The following is a 17,128-nucleotide window of genomic DNA, read 5'->3' as shown; positions in this document are numbered from 1 at the left end:
CGTGGTGGGTCTCTTGTTGTTGTGGGCAGGGTTGGCAGAAGGTCGGCGGCGTCAGCCTTTGCGCGGCTGGCGGCGAATGAAGTCGTCGGCGATTTCGTCCATGGTCACGAACTTCACCCCGGCATGGCCCTGCATGTGCTCGATGAAGCGCTCGAGCATCAGCAGCACCTGCGGACGGCCAGAGACGTCGGGGTGGATGGTGATGGGGAACACGGCGTAGTCATGCTCGCGGTAGACCCAGTCGAACTGGTCGCGCCACATTTCTTCCAGGTGCCGCGGGTTGACGAAGCCGTGGCTGTTGGGCGACTTCTTGATGAACATCATTGGCGGCAGGTCATCGAGGTACCAGTTGGCCGGAATCTCCACCAGGTCGGTTTCCTCGCCGCGCACCAGCGGTTTCATCCAGGTGTCGGGGTGCTGGCTGTAGTCGATCTTGCTCCAGCTGTCCTTGACCCGCACGTAGTAGGGGTGGAAGTCGTTGTGCATCAGGCTGTGGTCGTACTTGATGCCCTTGCGCAGCAGCAGTTCGTTGGTGACGTTGCTGAATTCCCACCACGGCGCCACGTAGCCGGTGGGACGCTTGCCGGCGAGCTGGGTGATGATCTCGATCGACTTGTCGAGGACGATCTCTTCCTGTTCGGGCGTCATGGCGATGGGGTTTTCATGGCTGTAGCCATGCACGCCGATTTCGTGGCCGGCAGCGACCACCGCCTTCATCTGTTCGGGGAAGGTTTCCACCGAGTGGCCGGGGATGAACCAGGTGGTGCGCAGGTTGTACTTCTCGAACAGCTTAAGCAGCCGCGGCGAGCCGACTTCACCGGCGAACAGGCCGCGGGAGATGTCGTCCGGGGAGTCTTCACCGCCGTAGGAACCCAGCCAGCCAGCGACCGCATCGACGTCGACGCCGATGGAGACAAAGATTTCTTTCGCCATGATCTACACCTCATTGTGATTCAGAAGAGTTAGCGGGCTACGCCGCGCACATAGGGTTCGAGGGTCAGGGCGACGCGCAGCAGGCGCGCGTCGCTGCCACTGGGGCCGGACACCAGCACGCTGGTGGGCATGCCGGCCTCGCCAGTGCCGCTGGGCAGGGCCACGCCGGGCATGTCGAGCATGCTGCCGGGCATGGTCAGGCGCAGAGTGGCCAGGTTGCTGGCGGCGAACAGCGCCGCATCGTCTTGCAGGGGCGCCAGCAACGGCGCGACATGGGCAACCGTCGGGGTCAGCAGCATGGCGCCGTCCAGCTCATCTGCCATGTGCTGGCGCAGGTTGCGCGCGGCCTGGTACAGGCGTACCTGGCGGCTGGCCGGGAAATGCCGGGCGGCCTCAAGGCGGGTGCGTACGCGTGGGTCGAGGTGCTCGGCGACTGGGCTGTCGAGCAGCGACTCGTAGCGGGCGAAGGCCTCAGCGCTGCCAAGCCAGCCGACCTGTTCGATCAGCGCCAGGGCCTGATGGAACGCCTCGACGCGGCCGTATTCCAGGGCGGCACCGGCCGCCTGCAGGCGCTCGGCGGCGGCCAGCAGATTGGCTTTGACCTCAGGCTGAATGCGCGCATCGTCCAGCAGCGCGTCGTCGACTCGCAGGCGCAATCCGGCCACGGGCAAAGGCCTGGCGGCGAACGGCTTGCCCAGCAACAGGGCATCGATCGCCATGGCATCGCGCACGCTGGTGGTGATCGGGCCCAGCGCATCGAGCGACACCGCCAGCGGGGTGACCCCGCTGAAGTCATAGCGCTGGCTGCTGCTGCGATAGCCGACCAGGCCATTGAAGGCGGCGGGGATGCGAATGGAGCCGGCGGTGTCGGTCGACATGGCTATGGGCGCCACGCCCTTGGCCACTGCCACCGCAGAACCCGAGGAAGAGCCGCCCGGCACCCGTGCCGGACCTTGCGCCACGGCGTTGGCCGGGGTGCCGAAGTGCGGGTTGAGGCCCAGGCCCGAATAGGCCAGCTCGCTGAGGTTGGTCTTGCCCAGGCTGACCATGCCGGCGCGGCTCAGCACGCTCGCCAGGGCACAGTCGCACGATGCGGGGGCGTCATTCATGCGCACCTTGGCCCCGGCGCTGGTGATTTCCCCGGCGAGGTCGTAGAGGTCTTTCCACACCACCGGCACGCCGTCGAGCGGCGACAGCGGCTGGCCGGCCTGCCAGCGCTGCCGAGCCGCTTCTGCCTCACGCAGTGCGCGCTTCTGGCACAGGCTGATGAAGGCCGCCGGTAGCTGCTGCGCGGCCTGCAACGCCTGCTGCGCCACACTCAGCGGATCAGCCGCTGCCTCGGCATAAGCCTGGGCCAGGGACACGCCATCGACACTCATCCGCCACCTCTAAAATGTACATTTAGTGAATACGTACATTTGAGAAAGCACCGAACGTGCCAAGTTGCGCCTGATAGATGTTTTGGGAGGTCGAACCGCTCTGGCGCGTAGCGAAGCTCTGCGCCGAGACAATCCAGAATCACCTTGGCGCGCAAATTGGATGTTTTTATAAATGATCCATTTTGAGGCGTTCGGTAACAGCCTTGCCTCAGGATCGATCAGGGAAGTGTTACCGCGTGTAGGCACATTCCCGCCGTGCTTGTGAGAAACTTGCCCATTCCGCCCTATGAGACCTGACTCGATGTCCGCGACACCGCCCTTGGACGAGCGCCCAACTTCACGCTACGAAGTCATCCGCACCACCCTGCGCGAGGCGATTCTGGGTGGGCAGGCAGTGACCGGGCTGGTGCTGGTCGAGGGGCCGCTGGCAGAGCTGTTCGGCACCAGCCGGGTGCCGGTACGCCAGGCGCTGACCTTGCTGCATGAAGAAGGGTTGATCCGCCGCTTCGAAGGCCGCGGCTTTCTCATCGACCCCCACGGCACCGAGGCTGCACCGCGGCGGGTCCCGCTGACCCGGCAACTGCTGGGCCTGGAGCGGCAGGAAGAGCTGATCGATTACCGGCCACTGGGTGAGCGTATCTATGAGCAGTTGGCGGAAACGGTGATCCGCTTCATGGTCTTCGGTCACTACCGAATCGACGGCCAGCGTGCGGCCGAGGCGCTCAACGTCAGCAGCAACGTGGTGAGGGAAGCGCTGATGCGCCTGCGCGACAAGGGCCTGGTGGAAAAGGAGCCGTACTCGCAATGGCTGGCCGGGCCGCTCACCGCGCAGGCGGTCAAGCAGGATTACGAACTGCGCATGCTGCTCGAACCCGACGCCCTGCGCCAAGCGGTCGAGCGGGTGCCACGCAACGAGTTGCAGGCCATGTTGCAGCGCGTGGTCGACGCCCAGGACGCCGGGCGCGAGGTGTCGCGCGCCGACATCGAACAGCTCGAGCACGATCTGCACGTCACCTGCCTGGCAGGCATCGCCAACACGCGCATGGCAGCGGTGATTCGCCAGTGTCAGATTCCCATGAACGTCGGCCGCATCCTTCACGAGGCGCTGCACAGCAGCAACGACCAGGCGATGCTGATGGAACACCGCCTGGTGTTCGAGGCATTGCTCTACGGCACCGTGGAATCGGCCTGCTCGTGCCTGCGCGACCACATCGGCAAGGCCCGCGAGCGCACCCTGCAACGGCTCAAGGTGCTCTCGGTGCTGCCTGAGCCGCAGGTACCCAGCTACCTGCAGCGGCTGGCCTGAGGCGGCATCCGGCGCTTGCGTCGGCGCTGGATTTGGCGGCATATCAGGTGCTGCGGCTATAAAGCAGCGCCATTCGGATGAAACATTTTCAAAGGACTGCCCATGTTCATTTCCCGCTGGCTTCCGGGCCTGGCCAACCTGCTGCGTTACCGCCGTGAATGGTTCTCGGCCGATGTGCAGGCGGGTCTGTCGGTGGCGGCCATTCAGATTCCCATCGCCATCGCCTATGCGCAGATCGTCGGCCTGCCGGCGCAATATGGCCTGTACGCCTGCGTGCTGCCGATGATCGTCTACGCCCTGATCGGCAGTTCGCGGCAGTTGATGGTCGGCCCGGATGCCGCCACCTGCGCGATGATCGCCGGGGCCGTGGCGCCGCTGGCGATGGGTGACACACAGCGCACCGCCGAGCTGGCGGTGATCGTCACCCTGCTGGTGGGGGCCATGCTGATCGGCGCGGGGCTCGCCCGCGCAGGTTTTATCGCCAGCTTCTTTTCGCGGCCGATTCTGATCGGCTACCTCAACGGCATCGGCCTGAGCCTGATCGCCGGGCAGTTGTCCAAAGTGGTGGGTTTCAGCTTCGTCGGTGAAGGTTTCGTGCTGAGCCTGCTCGACTTCCTCAGTCGCCTGGGGGAAATCCGCTGGCTGACCCTGTCCCTGGGCCTGGCCGCACTGGCCATGCTTATCGTGTTGCCGCGGCGCTATCCGCGCCTGCCGGTGGCGCTGGTGGTGGTGGCGGTGTTCACCGTGCTCAGCGGCCTGTTCGGCCTGGACCGCTTCGGCGTCGCCGTGCTCGGCCCGGTGCCTGGTGGCATGCCGCACCTGGCCTGGCCGCAGATCAGCCTGGAAGAAACCAAGAGCCTGCTGCGCGACGCCTTGGGCATCGCTACCGTGAGCTTTTGCAGCGCCATGCTCACCGCGCGCAGCTTCGCCGCGCGCCACGGCTATGCGATCAACGCCAACCACGAGTTCGTCGCCCTGGGCGTGAGCAATCTGGCCGCCGGGCTGTCGCAAGGCTTTGCCATCAGCGGCGCCGATTCACGCACCGCGGTCAACGACATGGTCGGCGGGCGCAGCCAACTGGTGGGCATCGTCGCCGCCCTGGTGATTGCCCTGGTGTTGCTGCTGTTCACCGCGCCCATGGCATGGATTCCACAGGCCGCGCTCGGCGCCGTGCTGCTGATGGCCGGCTGGGGGCTGATCGATGTGCAGTCGCTGCGCAGCATCCTCAAGCTCAGCCGCTTCGAGTTCTGCCTGTGCCTGCTGACCACCGCCGGCGTGCTCGGCCTGGGCGTGCTGCCGGGCATCATCTTCGCCGTGACCCTGGCCATTCTACGTCTGCTGTACAGCATCTATCAGCCCACCGACGCGGTGCTCGGCTGGCTGCCCGGAGTCGAGGGCCAGGTCAACCTGCGCCACCACCCCGAGGCGCGCACGGTACCGGGGCTGCTGGTGTATCGCTTCGACGACGCGATCCTGTTCTTCAACGCCGACTACTTCAAACTGCGCCTGCTCGAAGCGGTGCAACGCGAGCAGCAGATCAGGGCCGTGCTGTTCGATGCCGAGGCGGTGAGCAGTCTGGATGTGACGGGCCTTGAAGCCTTGCGCGAAGTGCGCGCCACCCTGGCCGCGCAGGGTGTGCATTTTGCCATCGCCCGCGCCCGTGGGCGTTTCCTGCGCATGCTGGTGCGCTCAGGGCTGGCGCGGGAGATGGAAGGCGAGTTGCTGTTCGGCTCGGTGCGTGCCGGCATCCGCGCCTACCGGCTGTGGCGCAATCGCCAGCGACGAGCACTGGCGGCGCAGGCTACAGACGCTCCTTGACCTGCGCCAGCGCCTGTTCGGCCTTGCCACGCCGTGGGGTGCGAGGAGCACGCGGCGCCAGCGGGCGTTGCTGGCGCTCGTGCCAGAGGTGCGCGGCGATGGCGGCCGCTACCCCGCCCAGCAGACTCGACAGCACCACCGACAGCAGCGCCGGGGTTTCATCGGCCAGGGCGGGCTGGCTGAGCACCACCGCCGTAGCCAGCCCAGCCCAGATCCACGCCAGTAGGTAGGCCAGCAAGTAGCTGCGGCCTTCGAGCTTGGCACGCAGCGCGCGGCGGTTGAGCAGCAGCAGTACGCACAGCGCCGAAGTCACCGCACAGACCACCGCCTGCGCCGTCAACACGCAACCGCGCTCACCGCAGAACGTGGTGGCGGCGAATGCGCCCAGGGCAGTCAGCACGAGCAGGATCACCGCTACCAGACGGCCCTCGACATACTGCTCGGCGCCCAGATTGTCGCTTGCCATACGCTGTAACCCTTCCCACCTCGATAAAGATGCTGCGGACGATATAGACAGCCGCGCGCGACCTCAAGGACTGGCAGATGAAACCCCGTGGCTGCGTCTGCCTCGAGCGCAACTTCTTCCCGGCAGGCAACGTGATACAGTCGCCGCGTTTGTGTTTCAGCCTACGGATACCCCATGTCAGCACGCGATGCCCACCTGCCCTCCTGGGCCGAGCTCACCGACCGCCACGCCTACCCGGCCCTGCTGCTGGGCAACGGTGCCAGCCGCGCCCTGTGGAAGCCGTTCGGTTACTACTCGCTGTTCGAGCAGGCGCAACAGGTGCGGCACAAGGCCTTGGCGATCAGCGACCAGGCGCTGTTCAAGGCGCTGGGCACCGAGCTGTTCGAGCCGGTGCTGAGCGCGCTGAACACCACCATCCGCAGCAATGCCGCGCTGGCGATCAACTCCACCGCACCGCTGAACCGCTACTACTCGATCAAGCAGGCGCTGATTCATGCCCTGCGCGCCGTGCACCTGCCGCTGGCGCTGCTGCCGCCGGTGACCCTGGGCCAGCTCAACGCCGAGCTGCGTCGTTACCGATGCGTGTACACCAGCAACTACGACCTGATTCTGCCGTGGGCCATGGAGCACGACCCATCGGGGTTCGCCGAGCTGTTCGATGAGCAAGGCAGCTTCGATGTGCGCCGCACCGCCGGCGCCGGCACGCGGGTGCTGCATGTGCACGGAGGCCTGCACCTGCTGCGCCAGGCCGATGGCACCACGCGCAGGCGTGGCGCAGTGGGCAGCGAGCTGCTCGATGGCGCGGCGGTGAACGTGCCGGGGGAAGTGCCGCTGTTCATCAACGAGGGGCCCAGCGCGCAGAAGCTTCAAGCCATTCGCAGCAGCGACTACCTGAGCTGGTGCCTGGCGCAACTGGCCTGCGAGGCCGGCAACCTGTGCCTGCTCGGCCAGCACCTGGACAGCGCCGACGAGCACCTGCTGGAGGCCATCGTGCAGGCGCGGCCGGCGCGCATCGCCGTGGCCATTCGCCCCTTGGGCGAGGCCTCGGTGCACAACCAGCAGAGCTATTTCAGCCAACGCCTGGCGGCGGTAGGCTGCGCGCTGGACTTCTTCGACGCCAGCACTCACCCGCTGGCGCAGACCACCCTGAGCATCGCCTTCCCTGCATCGCGACGCCGCTGAGACGACTACTGCGCCGCGGCCAGCAGGCCGTCGGCGCGCAGCAGGGTTTCCAGGCAGTGCTCGCTGACCCCGTAGAACGCCTTCAGCTCGGCGATGCGCGCCAGCAGCGCGGTGTTGTCCTGGGGCTGGCGGCGTTTGACCGCCAGAATCATCTTGTTCTTGTTGGTGTGTTCCAGCGAGATGAACTCGAACACCTTGGTCTCGTAGCCACAGGCTTCCAGGTACAGCGCGCGCAGGCTGTCGGTGAGCATTTCCGCCTGCTGGCCCAGGTGCAGGCCGTAATGCAGCATCGGTTGCAGCACATCCGGGCTGCGCAGTTGCGGACGGATCTGTTTGTGGCAGCACGGCGAGCACATGATGATCGCCGCGTTGCAGCGAATGCCGGTGTGAATCGCATAATCGGTGGCGATGTCGCAGGCATGCAGGGCGATCATCACCTCGATCGCCGCCGGTACCACGCTGCGCACGTCTCCGCACTGAAAATCCAGGCCCGGGTGCTCGAGGCGCGCCGCAGCAGCGTTGCACAGCTCGACCAGTTCGGCACGCAGCTCGACCCCGGTGACCTCGGCGGCCCGGCCCAGGCTATTGCGCAGGTAGTCGTGCATGGCGAAGGTCAGGTAGCCCTTGCCCGAGCCGAAGTCGGCCACCCGTAGCGGCTGTTCGGCAGGCAAGGGTGCGCTGCCCAGGGCATGGTCGAAGACTTCGATGAACTTGTTGATCTGCTTCCACTTGCGCGACATCGACGGAATCAGCGCGCCTTGGGCATCGGTGACGCCGAGGTCGCGCAGAAACGGCCGAGACAATTCCAGGTAGCGCTTTTTCTCGCGGTCATGGCCACTGCTGGCCACGGCCTTGAGCGGCGCCTGGGCGCCGTGGCGCTGCAGCATCGGCTTGCCCTTCTTGCTGAAAGTCAGCTGCACCTCGCCCTCGCCGTCGAACAGGTGGGCATTGCGAAAGCTGCCCGGCAGCAGTTCGCCAATCAGGGCCGGCACCTGTTCCAGTGGCAGGTTGCGGGTGATGTCGCGGGTCTGGTGGCGGTAGACCAGCGACAGACACGCCTGACCTTTGACCTGCACCGGTTTGCCGATGATGCGTTGCAAGGTCGGGTCGGCGCCCACAGGGCGGGCCAGCACCAGTTTGCTCAGGCTGCCACTGGCAAGCGCCTGTTGCAGCAGGGTGAAGAACTCGGTAAGGGCGTCGGGGGAAGCGGACGGCGTAGCGGACATGGACAGCAGGTGCCTCGAAATGGCGGGAGCGCAGCGCGCAATGGCGGCCATTCTACGTGGCCGCGCCGCTGCCGCGAAGGGCTCGCGGTCAGTCCAGCACCCGTGGCCCTGGCATGGCGAGCGGACGTCGCTCGTATCCGTTGGGCAGGGTCATGCCTGTGATCTGGGCTACGTTCTGGTAGCTACATGCTTAGCGCTACATTCTTGATCGTTGTACTGCCCATCGCGGGTCTGGAGCCGTCGCCATATTCAGGCATAATCCGCCGCTGGACCGCGGGCAGATCGGCACCGTCCGGTCCGGCGAACGTAAAACAATAGCCGCCTGAAAACCTTGCTCGCGCGTATCACCCTGATACGGCCAGCGCTTCTACGATGGAATCGCGCATGAAAGTGTCTTTGCTGGGTCTGGCCCTGGGCCTCGTCAGTCAGGCGGCCCTGGCCGCCACCGTCGCACCGCCACTGCAAGACAAACAGGCATTCATTGATCATCTGCTCGGGCAGATGAGCCAGGCGGAAAAAATCGGCCAGTTGCGCCTGATCAGCATCAGCCCCGAGATGCCCGCCGAGAAGATTCGCGAGGAAATCGCCGCAGGCCGCATCGGCGGCACCTTCAATTCGCGTACCGCGCCGGAAAACCGCCCCATGCAGGAGGCGGCGATGCGCAGCCGCCTGAAGATTCCAATGTTCTTCGCCTACGACACCGTGCACGGCGAGCGCACCATCTTCCCCATCAGCCTGGGCCTGGCGTCGAGCTGGGACATGGACGCGATCACCACGGTTGGGCGCACCTCGGCCATCGAAGCGGCGGCCGACTCGGTGGACATGACCTTCGCGCCGATGGTCGATATCGCCCGTGATCCGCGCTGGGGGCGTACCAGCGAAGGCTTCGGTGAAGACACCTACCTGACCTCGCGCATCGCCGAGGTGATGGTGCGTGGTCTGCAAGGCAAGAGCCCGGCCGAGCACGACAGCGTCATGGCCATCGTCAAGCACTTCGCCCTGTATGGCGCAGTCGAAGGCGGGCGCGACTACAACGTGGTCGATATGAGCCTGCCGAAAATGTACAACGACTACCTGCCGCCGTATCGCGCCGGCCTCGACGCTGGCGCCGGCGGGGTGATGGTGGCGCTCAACTCGATCAACGGCGTGCCGGCCACCGCCAACACCTGGCTGATGAACGACCTGCTGCGCCAGCAATGGGGCTTCAAGGGCGTGACCATCAGCGACCACGGCGCGATCAAGGAACTGATCCGCCACGGCGTCGCCCGCGATGGCCGTGAGGCCGCCAAGCTGGCGATCAAGGCCGGTATCGACATGAGCATGAACGACTCGCTGTACGGCGAAGAGCTGCCCGGCCTGCTGAAAGCCGGCGAAGTGTCCCAGGCCGAACTCGACCGCGCCGTGCGCGAGGTGCTGGGCGCCAAGTACGACATGGGCCTGTTCAAAGACCCGTACCTGCGCATCGGCAAGGCTGAGGACGACCTGCAGGACTACTACGCCGAAACCCGCCTGCACCGCGCCGCCGCCCGTGACGTTGCGCGGCGCAGCCTGGTGCTGCTGGAGAACCGCGACAACACCCTGCCGCTGCGCAAGTCCGCCACGGTGGCGCTGGTCGGGCCGTTGGCCGATGCGCCGCTGGACATCATGGGCAGTTGGGCCGCCGATGGCCGCCCCGAGCATGCCGTCAGCGTGCGTGAAGGCCTGGAGCATGCCCTGGAGGGCAAGGGCAAGCTGCTGTATGCCAAGGGCGCCGATTTCACCCGCGACAACGCGATTCTCGAGTATCTGAATTTCTTCAACGCCAAGGACGACAAGATTGTCCTCGACCCGCGCCCGCCGGCTGTGATGATCGACGAAGCGCTCAAGGCCGCGGCCCAGGCCGATGTGGTGGTGGCCGTGGTCGGCGAATCCAAGGGCATGTCCCATGAGTCGGCGAGCCGCACCAGCCTCGACATCCCGGCCAGCCAGAAAGCCCTGATCAAGGCCCTTAAAGACACCGGCAAGCCGCTGGTGCTGGTATTGATGAACGGCCGGCCACTGTCGATCACCTGGGAGCGCGAACAGGCCGATGCGATCCTGGAAACCTGGTTCAGCGGCACCGAGGGCGGCAACGCCATCGCCGACGTGCTGTTCGGTGACTACAACCCGTCCGGCAAGCTGCCGATCACCTTCCCGCGTTCGGTCGGGCAGATTCCCATGTACTACAACCGGCCCAGCATCGGTCGCCCGGCCACCCCTGGCGAGCCCGGCAACTACACCTCGCAGTATTTCGAAGAGCCCAACGGCCCGCTGTACCCCTTCGGCTACGGCCTGAGCTACAGCAGCTTCAGCCTGTCCGACCTGACCTTGTCTGCCGACCACCTGCAACGCGGGCAGAGCCTGCAGGCCAAGGTCACCGTACGCAATACCGGCGAGCGCGACGGCGAAACCGTGGCACAGCTGTACGTACAGGACGTCACCGCCTCGATGAGCCGTCCGGTCAAGGAACTCAAGGGCTTCCAAAAAGTGCTGCTCAAGGCCGGCGAAACCCGCGAGCTGACCTTCACCATCAGCGAGAACGAGCTGAAATTCTTCAACGCGCAGTTGCAACAGGTGGCCGAGCCTGGGCAGTTCAACGTGCAGGTCGGGCTGGATTCGCAGCACGTGCAACAGCAGCACTTCGAGTTGCGCTGAAGCATGCGTTGACCCGGCGCTCGGCGGCTTGTGACCCGCCCCGAGCGCCGCGCCCTGCTCCACCCCTTGGCCTTATTGCACGCGGAACAGCCCATGCCACCGTCCTATCGCGCCCTGCGTCTGGGGCTGATGATTCTGCTGATCGTAACCGGCACCGTGCTCAGTGCCGGCTGGGCCATGCACCAGGCCAAGCGCGAAGCGCTGCAGGCCGATGCCCGGCGGGCCAGTGAGCAACTGAGCCTGTACGCCAATTCGCTGCACACCCTGATCGACCGCTACCGCGCCCTGCCCGCGGTACTGGCGCTGGACCCGGAACTGATCGCCGCCCTGCGCGGGCCGGTGTCACCCATCGTGCAGGACGCGCTGAACCGCAAGCTCGAGCGGATCAACGGCGCCGCCAACTCCTCGACCCTGGAACTGCTCGACCACAGCGGCCTGGCGGTGGCGGCCAGCAACTGGCGGCTGCCGACCACCTATGTCGGCTCCAACTATGGCTTTCGCCCCTACTTCAAGCAGGCGCGCAGCGAGGGCAGCGGGCGCTTCTTCGCGGTCGGGGTGACCAGCGGCGTGCCCGGCTACTTCCTTGCAAGCTCGGTCAACGACGAAGCCGATCGCTTCCTCGGCGCCATGGTGGTCAAGCTGGAGTTCCCCGAGCTTGAGCGCGAATGGCGCCAGGGCAACGACGTGGTGCTGGTCAGCGATGCCCGCGGCATCATCTTCATCGCCAACCAGGACGGCTGGCGCTACCGCGAACTGCGCTCGCTCAACCGCGAAGACCGCGCGGTGCTGGCCGAAACCCGGCAGTACGACAAACAACCGCTGGTGCCGTTGCAGCATCAGGTGCTCAGCCGTTTCGGCGACAACAGCCGACTGAGCCGCGTCGAGGGTCCGCAAGGGCTGCGCGAGTACCTGTGGGAAAGCCTGCCACTGCCCAGCGAAGGCTGGACCTTGCACCTGCTGCGCCAGCCGCAGGTCGCCGAAGATGGCCGCAACGCCGCCCTAGGCGCCGCAGCGGTGTGGCTGAGCCTGGTGTTCGCCGCGCTGTTCGTCAGCCAGCGCCTGCGCCTGGGCCGCCTGCGCCAGCGCAGCCGCGACGCGCTCAAGCGCGAAGTCGAGGAACGCACCCGCGAGCTGCGCATGGCCCAGGAGGGCCTGGTGCAATCGGCCAAGCTGGCCGCGCTTGGGCAGATGTCGGCAGCGCTGGCCCACGAGATCAACCAGCCGCTGACCACCCAGCGCATGCAACTGGAAACCCTGCGCCTGCTGCTCGACCAGGGCCGCTACGAACAGGCGCGCCAGGCCCTCGAGCCGCTCGAGCAGATGCTCACGCGCATGGCCGCCCTGACCAGCCACCTGAAAACCTTCGCCCGCAACAGCCCAGGCGGGCTGCGCGAGCGCCTGGACCTGGCCGGGGTGGTCGACCAGGCCCTGCAGCTGCTCGACACCCGCCTGCGCAGCCAGCAGATTGACCTGGCGCTGTACCTGGCGCGCCCGGCCTGGGTGCGCGGCGATGCCATTCGCCTTGAGCAAGTGCTGATCAACCTGCTGCACAATGCCCTCGACGCCATGGCCGACAAGCGCTTCAAACGCCTGGAAATCCGCATCGCCCTGGCCGGCGGCGACTGGCAGTTGAGCGTGCTCGACTCCGGTGGTGGCATCGCCGAGGCCGACCTGAGCAAGGTCTTCGACCCCTTCTTCACCACCAAACCGGTGGGCGACGGGCTGGGCCTGGGCCTGGCGATTTCCTATGGCATCGTGCACGAGGCCGGCGGCCAGTTGCGCGTCGAGAACTTGGCCGGCGGTGCCTGCTTCACCCTGTCCCTGCCCCGCGATGTGGAGCCTGCATGTTGAATTCAGTGATCGTCGTCGACGACGAAGCGAGCATCCGCGCCGCGGTCGAACAATGGCTCAGCCTGTCGGGCTTCGAGGTGCAGCTGTTCGAGCGCGGCGACGCCTGCCTGGCGCAGCTGCCGGCGCATTTTCCCGGGGTGATCATCAGCGACGTGCGCATGCCCGGCATGGACGGCCTGCAACTGCTCGAACGCCTGCAACAGCACGACGCCGACCTGCCGGTGATTCTGCTGACCGGGCATGGCGACGTGCCGATGGCGGTCGAGGCCATGCGCAACGGCGCCTACGACTTTCTGGAAAAACCCTTCACCCCGCAGCACCTGCTGGGCAGCCTGCGCCGCGCGCTGGAAAAGCGTCAGCTGGTGCTGGAGAACCGCCGCCTGCACGAACAGGCCGACCTCAAATCGCGCCTGGAAGCCACGCTGCTGGGCATGTCCCAGGGTTTGCAGCAGTTGCGCCGGCAGGTGCTGGAACTGGCCGGCCTGCCGGTCAATGTGCTGATCAGGGGCGAGACCGGCAGCGGCAAGGAGCGCGTTGCGCGCTGCCTGCATGATTTCGGCCCACGCGCCGACAAACCCTTCGTGGCGCTCAATTGCGCGGCCATCCCCGAGGCGCTGTTCGAAGCCGAGCTGTTTGGCCATGAAAGCGGCGCCTTCACCGGCGCCCAGGGCAAGCGCATCGGCAAACTGGAGTACGCCAACGGCGGCACGGTGTTTCTCGACGAGATCGAAAGCATGCCGCTGGCCCAGCAGGCCAAGCTGTTGCGGGTGATCCAGGAGCAGAAGCTGGAACGCCTGGGCGCCAACCAGAGCATCGCCGTCGACCTGCGCATCGTCGCCGCGACCAAGCCCGACCTGCTCGAAGAAGCCCGCGCCGGGCGCTTTCGCGAAGACCTGGCGTATCGCCTGAACGTCGCCGAGTTGCGCCTGGCACCGCTGCGCGAGCGGCGTGAAGACATACCGCTGTTGTTCGAGCACTTCGCGCGCCACTGCGCCGAACGCCTGGGCCGCAACGCAGCGCCGCTGGACGGTGCGCACATGGCGCGCCTGCTGGCCCACGACTGGCCGGGCAACGTGCGCGAACTGGCCAACGCCGCCGAGCGCCATGTGCTGGGGCTCGATGCCGGCGCCAGTCAGGCCTTGCCTGCAAGTAGCTCGTTGGGCGAGCAAATGGAGGCATTCGAGGCGCAATGCCTGCGCGCCGCGCTGCGCCAGCATCACGGCGAAATCAAGGCGGTAATGGAAAGCCTGCAACTGCCGCGGCGCACCCTCAATGAAAAAATGCAGCGCCATGGCCTGGTTCGCGAAGATTTCATCGAGCGCGAATAGGCGGATTCTTGCTCGACTTGGGTAATCGATAGGCGGAAATCCGCTCATTGCTGCGCTCAATCCGAGTTCAGGCATCCGCTGTGGCGGGCGCTTCCCCCCTTCTGCGGCGCTTCGCCCGTACGCCCAAACGCAGGCGCCAGTGGCGTTTGCGCGGTCTTGCAGGCACACCGCGTGCACTCATCTGGATCAGCCTGCACCCGATTGGCACAGCTTCTGCAATCGCCTGAGCCTGCCGCGCACAGATGCGGCGCGTTTCCAGGAACGAGCAAGCCAAGACCACAACAACAACGAGAAGGTATCCCCTGATGGATAACAGCACTTCCCTGCCCAGCGGGGCGGCCGCCGCACCGACCGCGCAGCGCAGCACCACCAGCCGCCTCAAGTCGATTTTCAGTGGCTCGATCGGCAACATGGTCGAGTGGTACGACTGGTACGTCTACGCGGCATTCTCGCTGTACTTCGCCAAAGCCTTCTTCCCGGCCGGCGACACCACCGCACAACTGCTCAACACCGCCGCGATCTTCGCCGTGGGCTTCCTCATGCGTCCGATCGGCGGCTGGCTGATGGGCCTGTACGCCGACCGCAAGGGGCGCAAGGCCGCGCTGATGGCCTCGGTGCTGCTGATGTGCGCAGGCTCGCTGGTCATCGCCCTGACCCCCGGCTATGAAACCATCGGCGTCGCCGCGCCGATTCTGCTGGTGGTCGCGCGGCTGATGCAGGGCCTGTCGGTAGGCGGTGAATACGGCACCTCGGCCACCTACCTCAGCGAAATGGCCAGCAAAGAGCGCCGTGGCTTCTTCTCAAGCTTCCAGTACGTGACGCTGATTTCCGGCCAGCTCATCGCCTTGGCGGTGTTGATCATCCTGCAGAACACCCTGACCACCGAAGAGCTCTACGCCTGGGGCTGGCGCGTACCGTTCGTGATCGGCGCGCTGTGCGCAGTGGTGGCGCTGTACCTGCGCCGCGGCATGGAAGAAACCGCCTCGTTCACCAAGAAAGAGAAAGAAAACGACAAGCCCAAGGAAAGCCTGATGCGCACCCTGCTGCGCCATCCCAAGGAACTGCTGACCGTGGTCGGCCTGACCATGGGCGGCACCCTGGCCTTCTACACCTACACCACCTACATGCAGAAGTACCTGGTGAACACGGTGGGCATGAGCATCAGCGACTCGACCACCATTTCGGCCGCCACGCTGTTCCTGTTCATGTGCCTGCAGCCGGTGATCGGCGGCCTGTCGGACAAGATCGGCCGGCGCCCGATCCTGATCGCCTTCGGCGTGCTGGGCACGATCTTCACCGTGCCGATCCTCACCACCCTGCACACCATCCAGACCTGGTGGGGCGCGTTCTTCCTGATCATGGCCGCGCTGATCATCGTCAGCGGCTACACCTCGATCAACGCCGTGGTCAAAGCCGAACTGTTCCCCACCGAAATCCGCGCCCTGGGCGTCGGCCTGCCCTACGCCCTGACCGTCTCGGTATTCGGCGGCACCGCTGAATACGTGGCCCTGTGGTTCAAGAGCGCAGGCATGGAAACCGGCTACTACTGGTACGTCACCGCCTGCATCGCCTGTTCGCTACTGGTCTACGCGACCATGAAAGACACCCGCAAACATTCGCGCATCACCACCGACTGATCGCAGGCAGGCTGTCACCCTGAAGGGCGCTTCGCACGACGAAGCGCCCTTTTTTCGTTGGGTTGGGGTGTGGTGAGCCGAATAGCGTTATTATTCGGCTCACCAAATGAGCCGAATAGCAGCATTATTCGGCTCATCGTGTTGCTGAGGGGATAGTGATGAACGCACCGCAATGGATCTGGCAGAACCAAGACTGGCCGCACTTCACGTGGCAAACCGATGCCCTGGCCGGTCTGATGAGGCAGTGCGTGGACGCTCAAGGCCGACTGCTGGGCAGGCTCAGTGCGGTCAACGGACTGACCGACCGGCGTGCGGTACTCGACACCTTGCTGCGCAACATCGTCACGTCATCGGCCATCGAAGGCGAACAGCTGAATGTCGAATCAGTGCGTTCGTCGTTGGCGCGACGCTTGGGAGTAGAGGAAAGCGGGCCCACTTCGCCGCGCAGTGAAGGCCTGGCCGAACTGATGTTCGATGCGACCGAAGGCCTGGAGCAAGTGCTGACCCTGGAACGCCTGTTCACCTGGCACCGCTGGCTGTTCCCCAGCCAGGACAGCCTGCTCAGCCATCCCGTGCAGGTTGGCCAACTGCGTGGGGAGGCGCCCATGCAGGTCATTTCCGGACGGCTGGACAAGCCTGTGGTGCATTTCGAGGCACCGCCACGACGAGGTCTTGAAGCACAACTGCAGACCTTCCTCGAGTGGTTCGAGCACAGCCGAAACGACCACCAGCTCGACCCGCTGCTACGGGCCGGCATTGCCCATTTCTGGTTCGTCACCTTGCACCCGTTCGACGACGGCAATGGCCGGCTGACCCGCGCACTGACCGACCTGGCCTTGGCGCAAGGCGAGCGCCAGGCGATTCGCTTCTACACCATGGCGGCCAGCATCCTCGATGACCGGGCCGGCTACTACGCAGTGCTGGAGAGCAGCCAGAAGGCCGACCTGGACCTCACCCCCTGGCTGCGCTGGTTTCTGGCCACGCTGCTGCGCAGCCTCGAACAGGCCCTGCAACGGATCGATCGGCTTCTGCACAAGGCACGCTTCTGGCAGCGTCACCGCGAGCAAGACCTGTCACCCGAGCAGCGCAAGGTGCTCAACCGCCTGCTCGACGGTGGGCCCAAGGGATTCGAAGAGGGCATCAGCGCTGCGCAGTATCAGGCAGTGGCGAAGGTCTCCAAGGCCACGGCCACGCGCCACCTGGCAGACCTGCTCGACAAAGGCTGCCTGATCCGCCTGCCCGGCGGCGGGCGCAGCACCCGCTACTGCGTTGCGCTCGCCGAGCCCCATGTACAGGGCGGCACGTAATACAGAGCATTTCCAGCCACGC

At 65.7% G+C, this 17,128-nt stretch carries 12 protein-coding genes; 8 read left to right on the top strand and 4 right to left on the bottom strand.

Going from position 1 to position 17,128, the window contains the following annotated elements; all coding sequences use genetic code 11:
* Positions 1–51 precede the first annotated feature (51 nt).
* Entirely contained in the window at positions 52–933 is an 882-nt protein-coding gene (locus H618_RS0119815) for a polysaccharide deacetylase family protein (RefSeq protein ID WP_028696720.1), read from the bottom strand.
* A 29-nt stretch (positions 934–962) separates the two neighbouring features.
* Positions 963–2,312 carry an amidase gene (locus H618_RS0119810; RefSeq protein ID WP_028696719.1) on the bottom strand — a complete coding sequence of 450 codons (1,350 nt, stop codon included), beginning with the start codon at positions 2,310–2,312 and terminating at the stop codon, positions 963–965.
* Between the two features lie 301 nt (positions 2,313–2,613).
* Between H618_RS0119810 and H618_RS0119805 the strand changes: the two genes are divergently transcribed.
* Together H618_RS0119805 and H618_RS0119800 are read left to right on the top strand one after the other, a co-directional pair.
* Positions 2,614–3,618 (top strand): GntR family transcriptional regulator, encoded by a 1,005-nt coding sequence (locus tag H618_RS0119805; protein WP_028696718.1) that lies wholly within the window; start codon positions 2,614–2,616, stop codon positions 3,616–3,618.
* 102 nt (positions 3,619–3,720) lie between these two features.
* A complete protein-coding gene (locus tag H618_RS0119800) occupies positions 3,721–5,436 on the top strand; it encodes a SulP family inorganic anion transporter (RefSeq protein ID WP_028696717.1) in 1,716 nt (571 codons plus the stop codon).
* Here H618_RS0119800 and H618_RS0119795 read toward each other — a convergent pair.
* Positions 5,420–5,902, bottom strand: a complete 483-nt coding sequence (locus tag H618_RS0119795; RefSeq protein ID WP_028696716.1) for a hypothetical protein — start codon at positions 5,900–5,902, stop codon at positions 5,420–5,422. The genes H618_RS0119800 and H618_RS0119795 overlap by 17 nt on opposite strands.
* 174 nt (positions 5,903–6,076) lie before the next feature.
* Between H618_RS0119795 and H618_RS0119790 the strand changes: the two genes are divergently transcribed.
* The gene (locus tag H618_RS0119790; protein WP_028696715.1) at positions 6,077–7,084 is read left to right on the top strand and encodes a DUF4917 family protein; all 1,008 of its coding nucleotides are present in this window, start codon (positions 6,077–6,079) and stop codon (positions 7,082–7,084) included.
* Between the two features lie 5 nt (positions 7,085–7,089).
* Here the strand turns inward: H618_RS0119790 and H618_RS0119785 are convergent, their stop codons facing one another.
* Positions 7,090–8,310 carry a class I SAM-dependent methyltransferase gene (locus H618_RS0119785; protein ID WP_425414207.1) on the bottom strand — a complete coding sequence of 407 codons (1,221 nt, stop codon included), beginning with the start codon at positions 8,308–8,310 and terminating at the stop codon, positions 7,090–7,092.
* A 384-nt stretch (positions 8,311–8,694) separates the two neighbouring features.
* Between H618_RS0119785 and bglX the strand changes: the two genes are divergently transcribed.
* The 5 genes from bglX (at position 8,695) to H618_RS0119760 (ending at position 17,106) form a co-directional block, all read left to right on the top strand.
* Complete coding sequence (bglX, locus tag H618_RS0119780) at positions 8,695–10,983, top strand: beta-glucosidase BglX (RefSeq protein ID WP_033727813.1); 2,289 nt, start codon at positions 8,695–8,697, stop codon at positions 10,981–10,983.
* A 93-nt stretch (positions 10,984–11,076) separates the two neighbouring features.
* Entirely contained in the window at positions 11,077–12,834 is a 1,758-nt protein-coding gene (locus H618_RS0119775) for a sensor histidine kinase (RefSeq protein ID WP_028696712.1), read from the top strand.
* A complete protein-coding gene (locus H618_RS0119770) occupies positions 12,828–14,162 on the top strand; it encodes a sigma-54-dependent transcriptional regulator (protein WP_028696711.1) in 1,335 nt (444 codons plus the stop codon). The genes H618_RS0119775 and H618_RS0119770 overlap by 7 nt, the downstream gene beginning before the upstream one ends.
* Before the next feature lie 305 nt (positions 14,163–14,467).
* Positions 14,468–15,799 (top strand): MFS transporter, encoded by a 1,332-nt coding sequence (locus H618_RS0119765; protein ID WP_028696710.1) that lies wholly within the window; start codon positions 14,468–14,470, stop codon positions 15,797–15,799.
* Positions 15,800–15,957: 158 nt separating this feature from the next.
* Positions 15,958–17,106 carry a Fic family protein gene (locus H618_RS0119760; RefSeq protein ID WP_028696709.1) on the top strand — a complete coding sequence of 383 codons (1,149 nt, stop codon included), beginning with the start codon at positions 15,958–15,960 and terminating at the stop codon, positions 17,104–17,106.
* The last annotated feature ends 22 nt before the right edge of the window (positions 17,107–17,128 follow it).

The organism is Pseudomonas cremoricolorata DSM 17059 = NBRC 16634, assembly GCF_000425745.1.
In the GTDB taxonomy this organism is placed as follows: Bacteria; Pseudomonadota; Gammaproteobacteria; order Pseudomonadales; family Pseudomonadaceae; genus Aquipseudomonas; species Aquipseudomonas cremoricolorata.
This window is presented reverse-complemented; position numbering and strand designations above follow the sequence as displayed.

Coding starts and splice junctions, on each gene's coding strand:
- H618_RS0119815 (WP_028696720.1), bottom strand. CDS start 933: ATGGCGAAAGAAATCTTTGTCTCCATCGGCGTCGACGTCGATGCGGTC.
- H618_RS0119810 (WP_028696719.1), bottom strand. CDS start 2,312: ATGAGTGTCGATGGCGTGTCCCTGGCCCAGGCTTATGCCGAGGCAGCG.
- H618_RS0119805 (WP_028696718.1), top strand. CDS start 2,614: ATGTCCGCGACACCGCCCTTGGACGAGCGCCCAACTTCACGCTACGAA.
- H618_RS0119800 (WP_028696717.1), top strand. CDS start 3,721: ATGTTCATTTCCCGCTGGCTTCCGGGCCTGGCCAACCTGCTGCGTTAC.
- H618_RS0119795 (WP_028696716.1), bottom strand. CDS start 5,902: ATGGCAAGCGACAATCTGGGCGCCGAGCAGTATGTCGAGGGCCGTCTG.
- H618_RS0119790 (WP_028696715.1), top strand. CDS start 6,077: ATGTCAGCACGCGATGCCCACCTGCCCTCCTGGGCCGAGCTCACCGAC.
- H618_RS0119785 (WP_425414207.1), bottom strand. CDS start 8,310: ATGTCCGCTACGCCGTCCGCTTCCCCCGACGCCCTTACCGAGTTCTTC.
- bglX (WP_033727813.1), top strand. CDS start 8,695: ATGAAAGTGTCTTTGCTGGGTCTGGCCCTGGGCCTCGTCAGTCAGGCG.
- H618_RS0119775 (WP_028696712.1), top strand. CDS start 11,077: ATGCCACCGTCCTATCGCGCCCTGCGTCTGGGGCTGATGATTCTGCTG.
- H618_RS0119770 (WP_028696711.1), top strand. CDS start 12,828: ATGTTGAATTCAGTGATCGTCGTCGACGACGAAGCGAGCATCCGCGCC.
- H618_RS0119765 (WP_028696710.1), top strand. CDS start 14,468: ATGGATAACAGCACTTCCCTGCCCAGCGGGGCGGCCGCCGCACCGACC.
- H618_RS0119760 (WP_028696709.1), top strand. CDS start 15,958: ATGAACGCACCGCAATGGATCTGGCAGAACCAAGACTGGCCGCACTTC.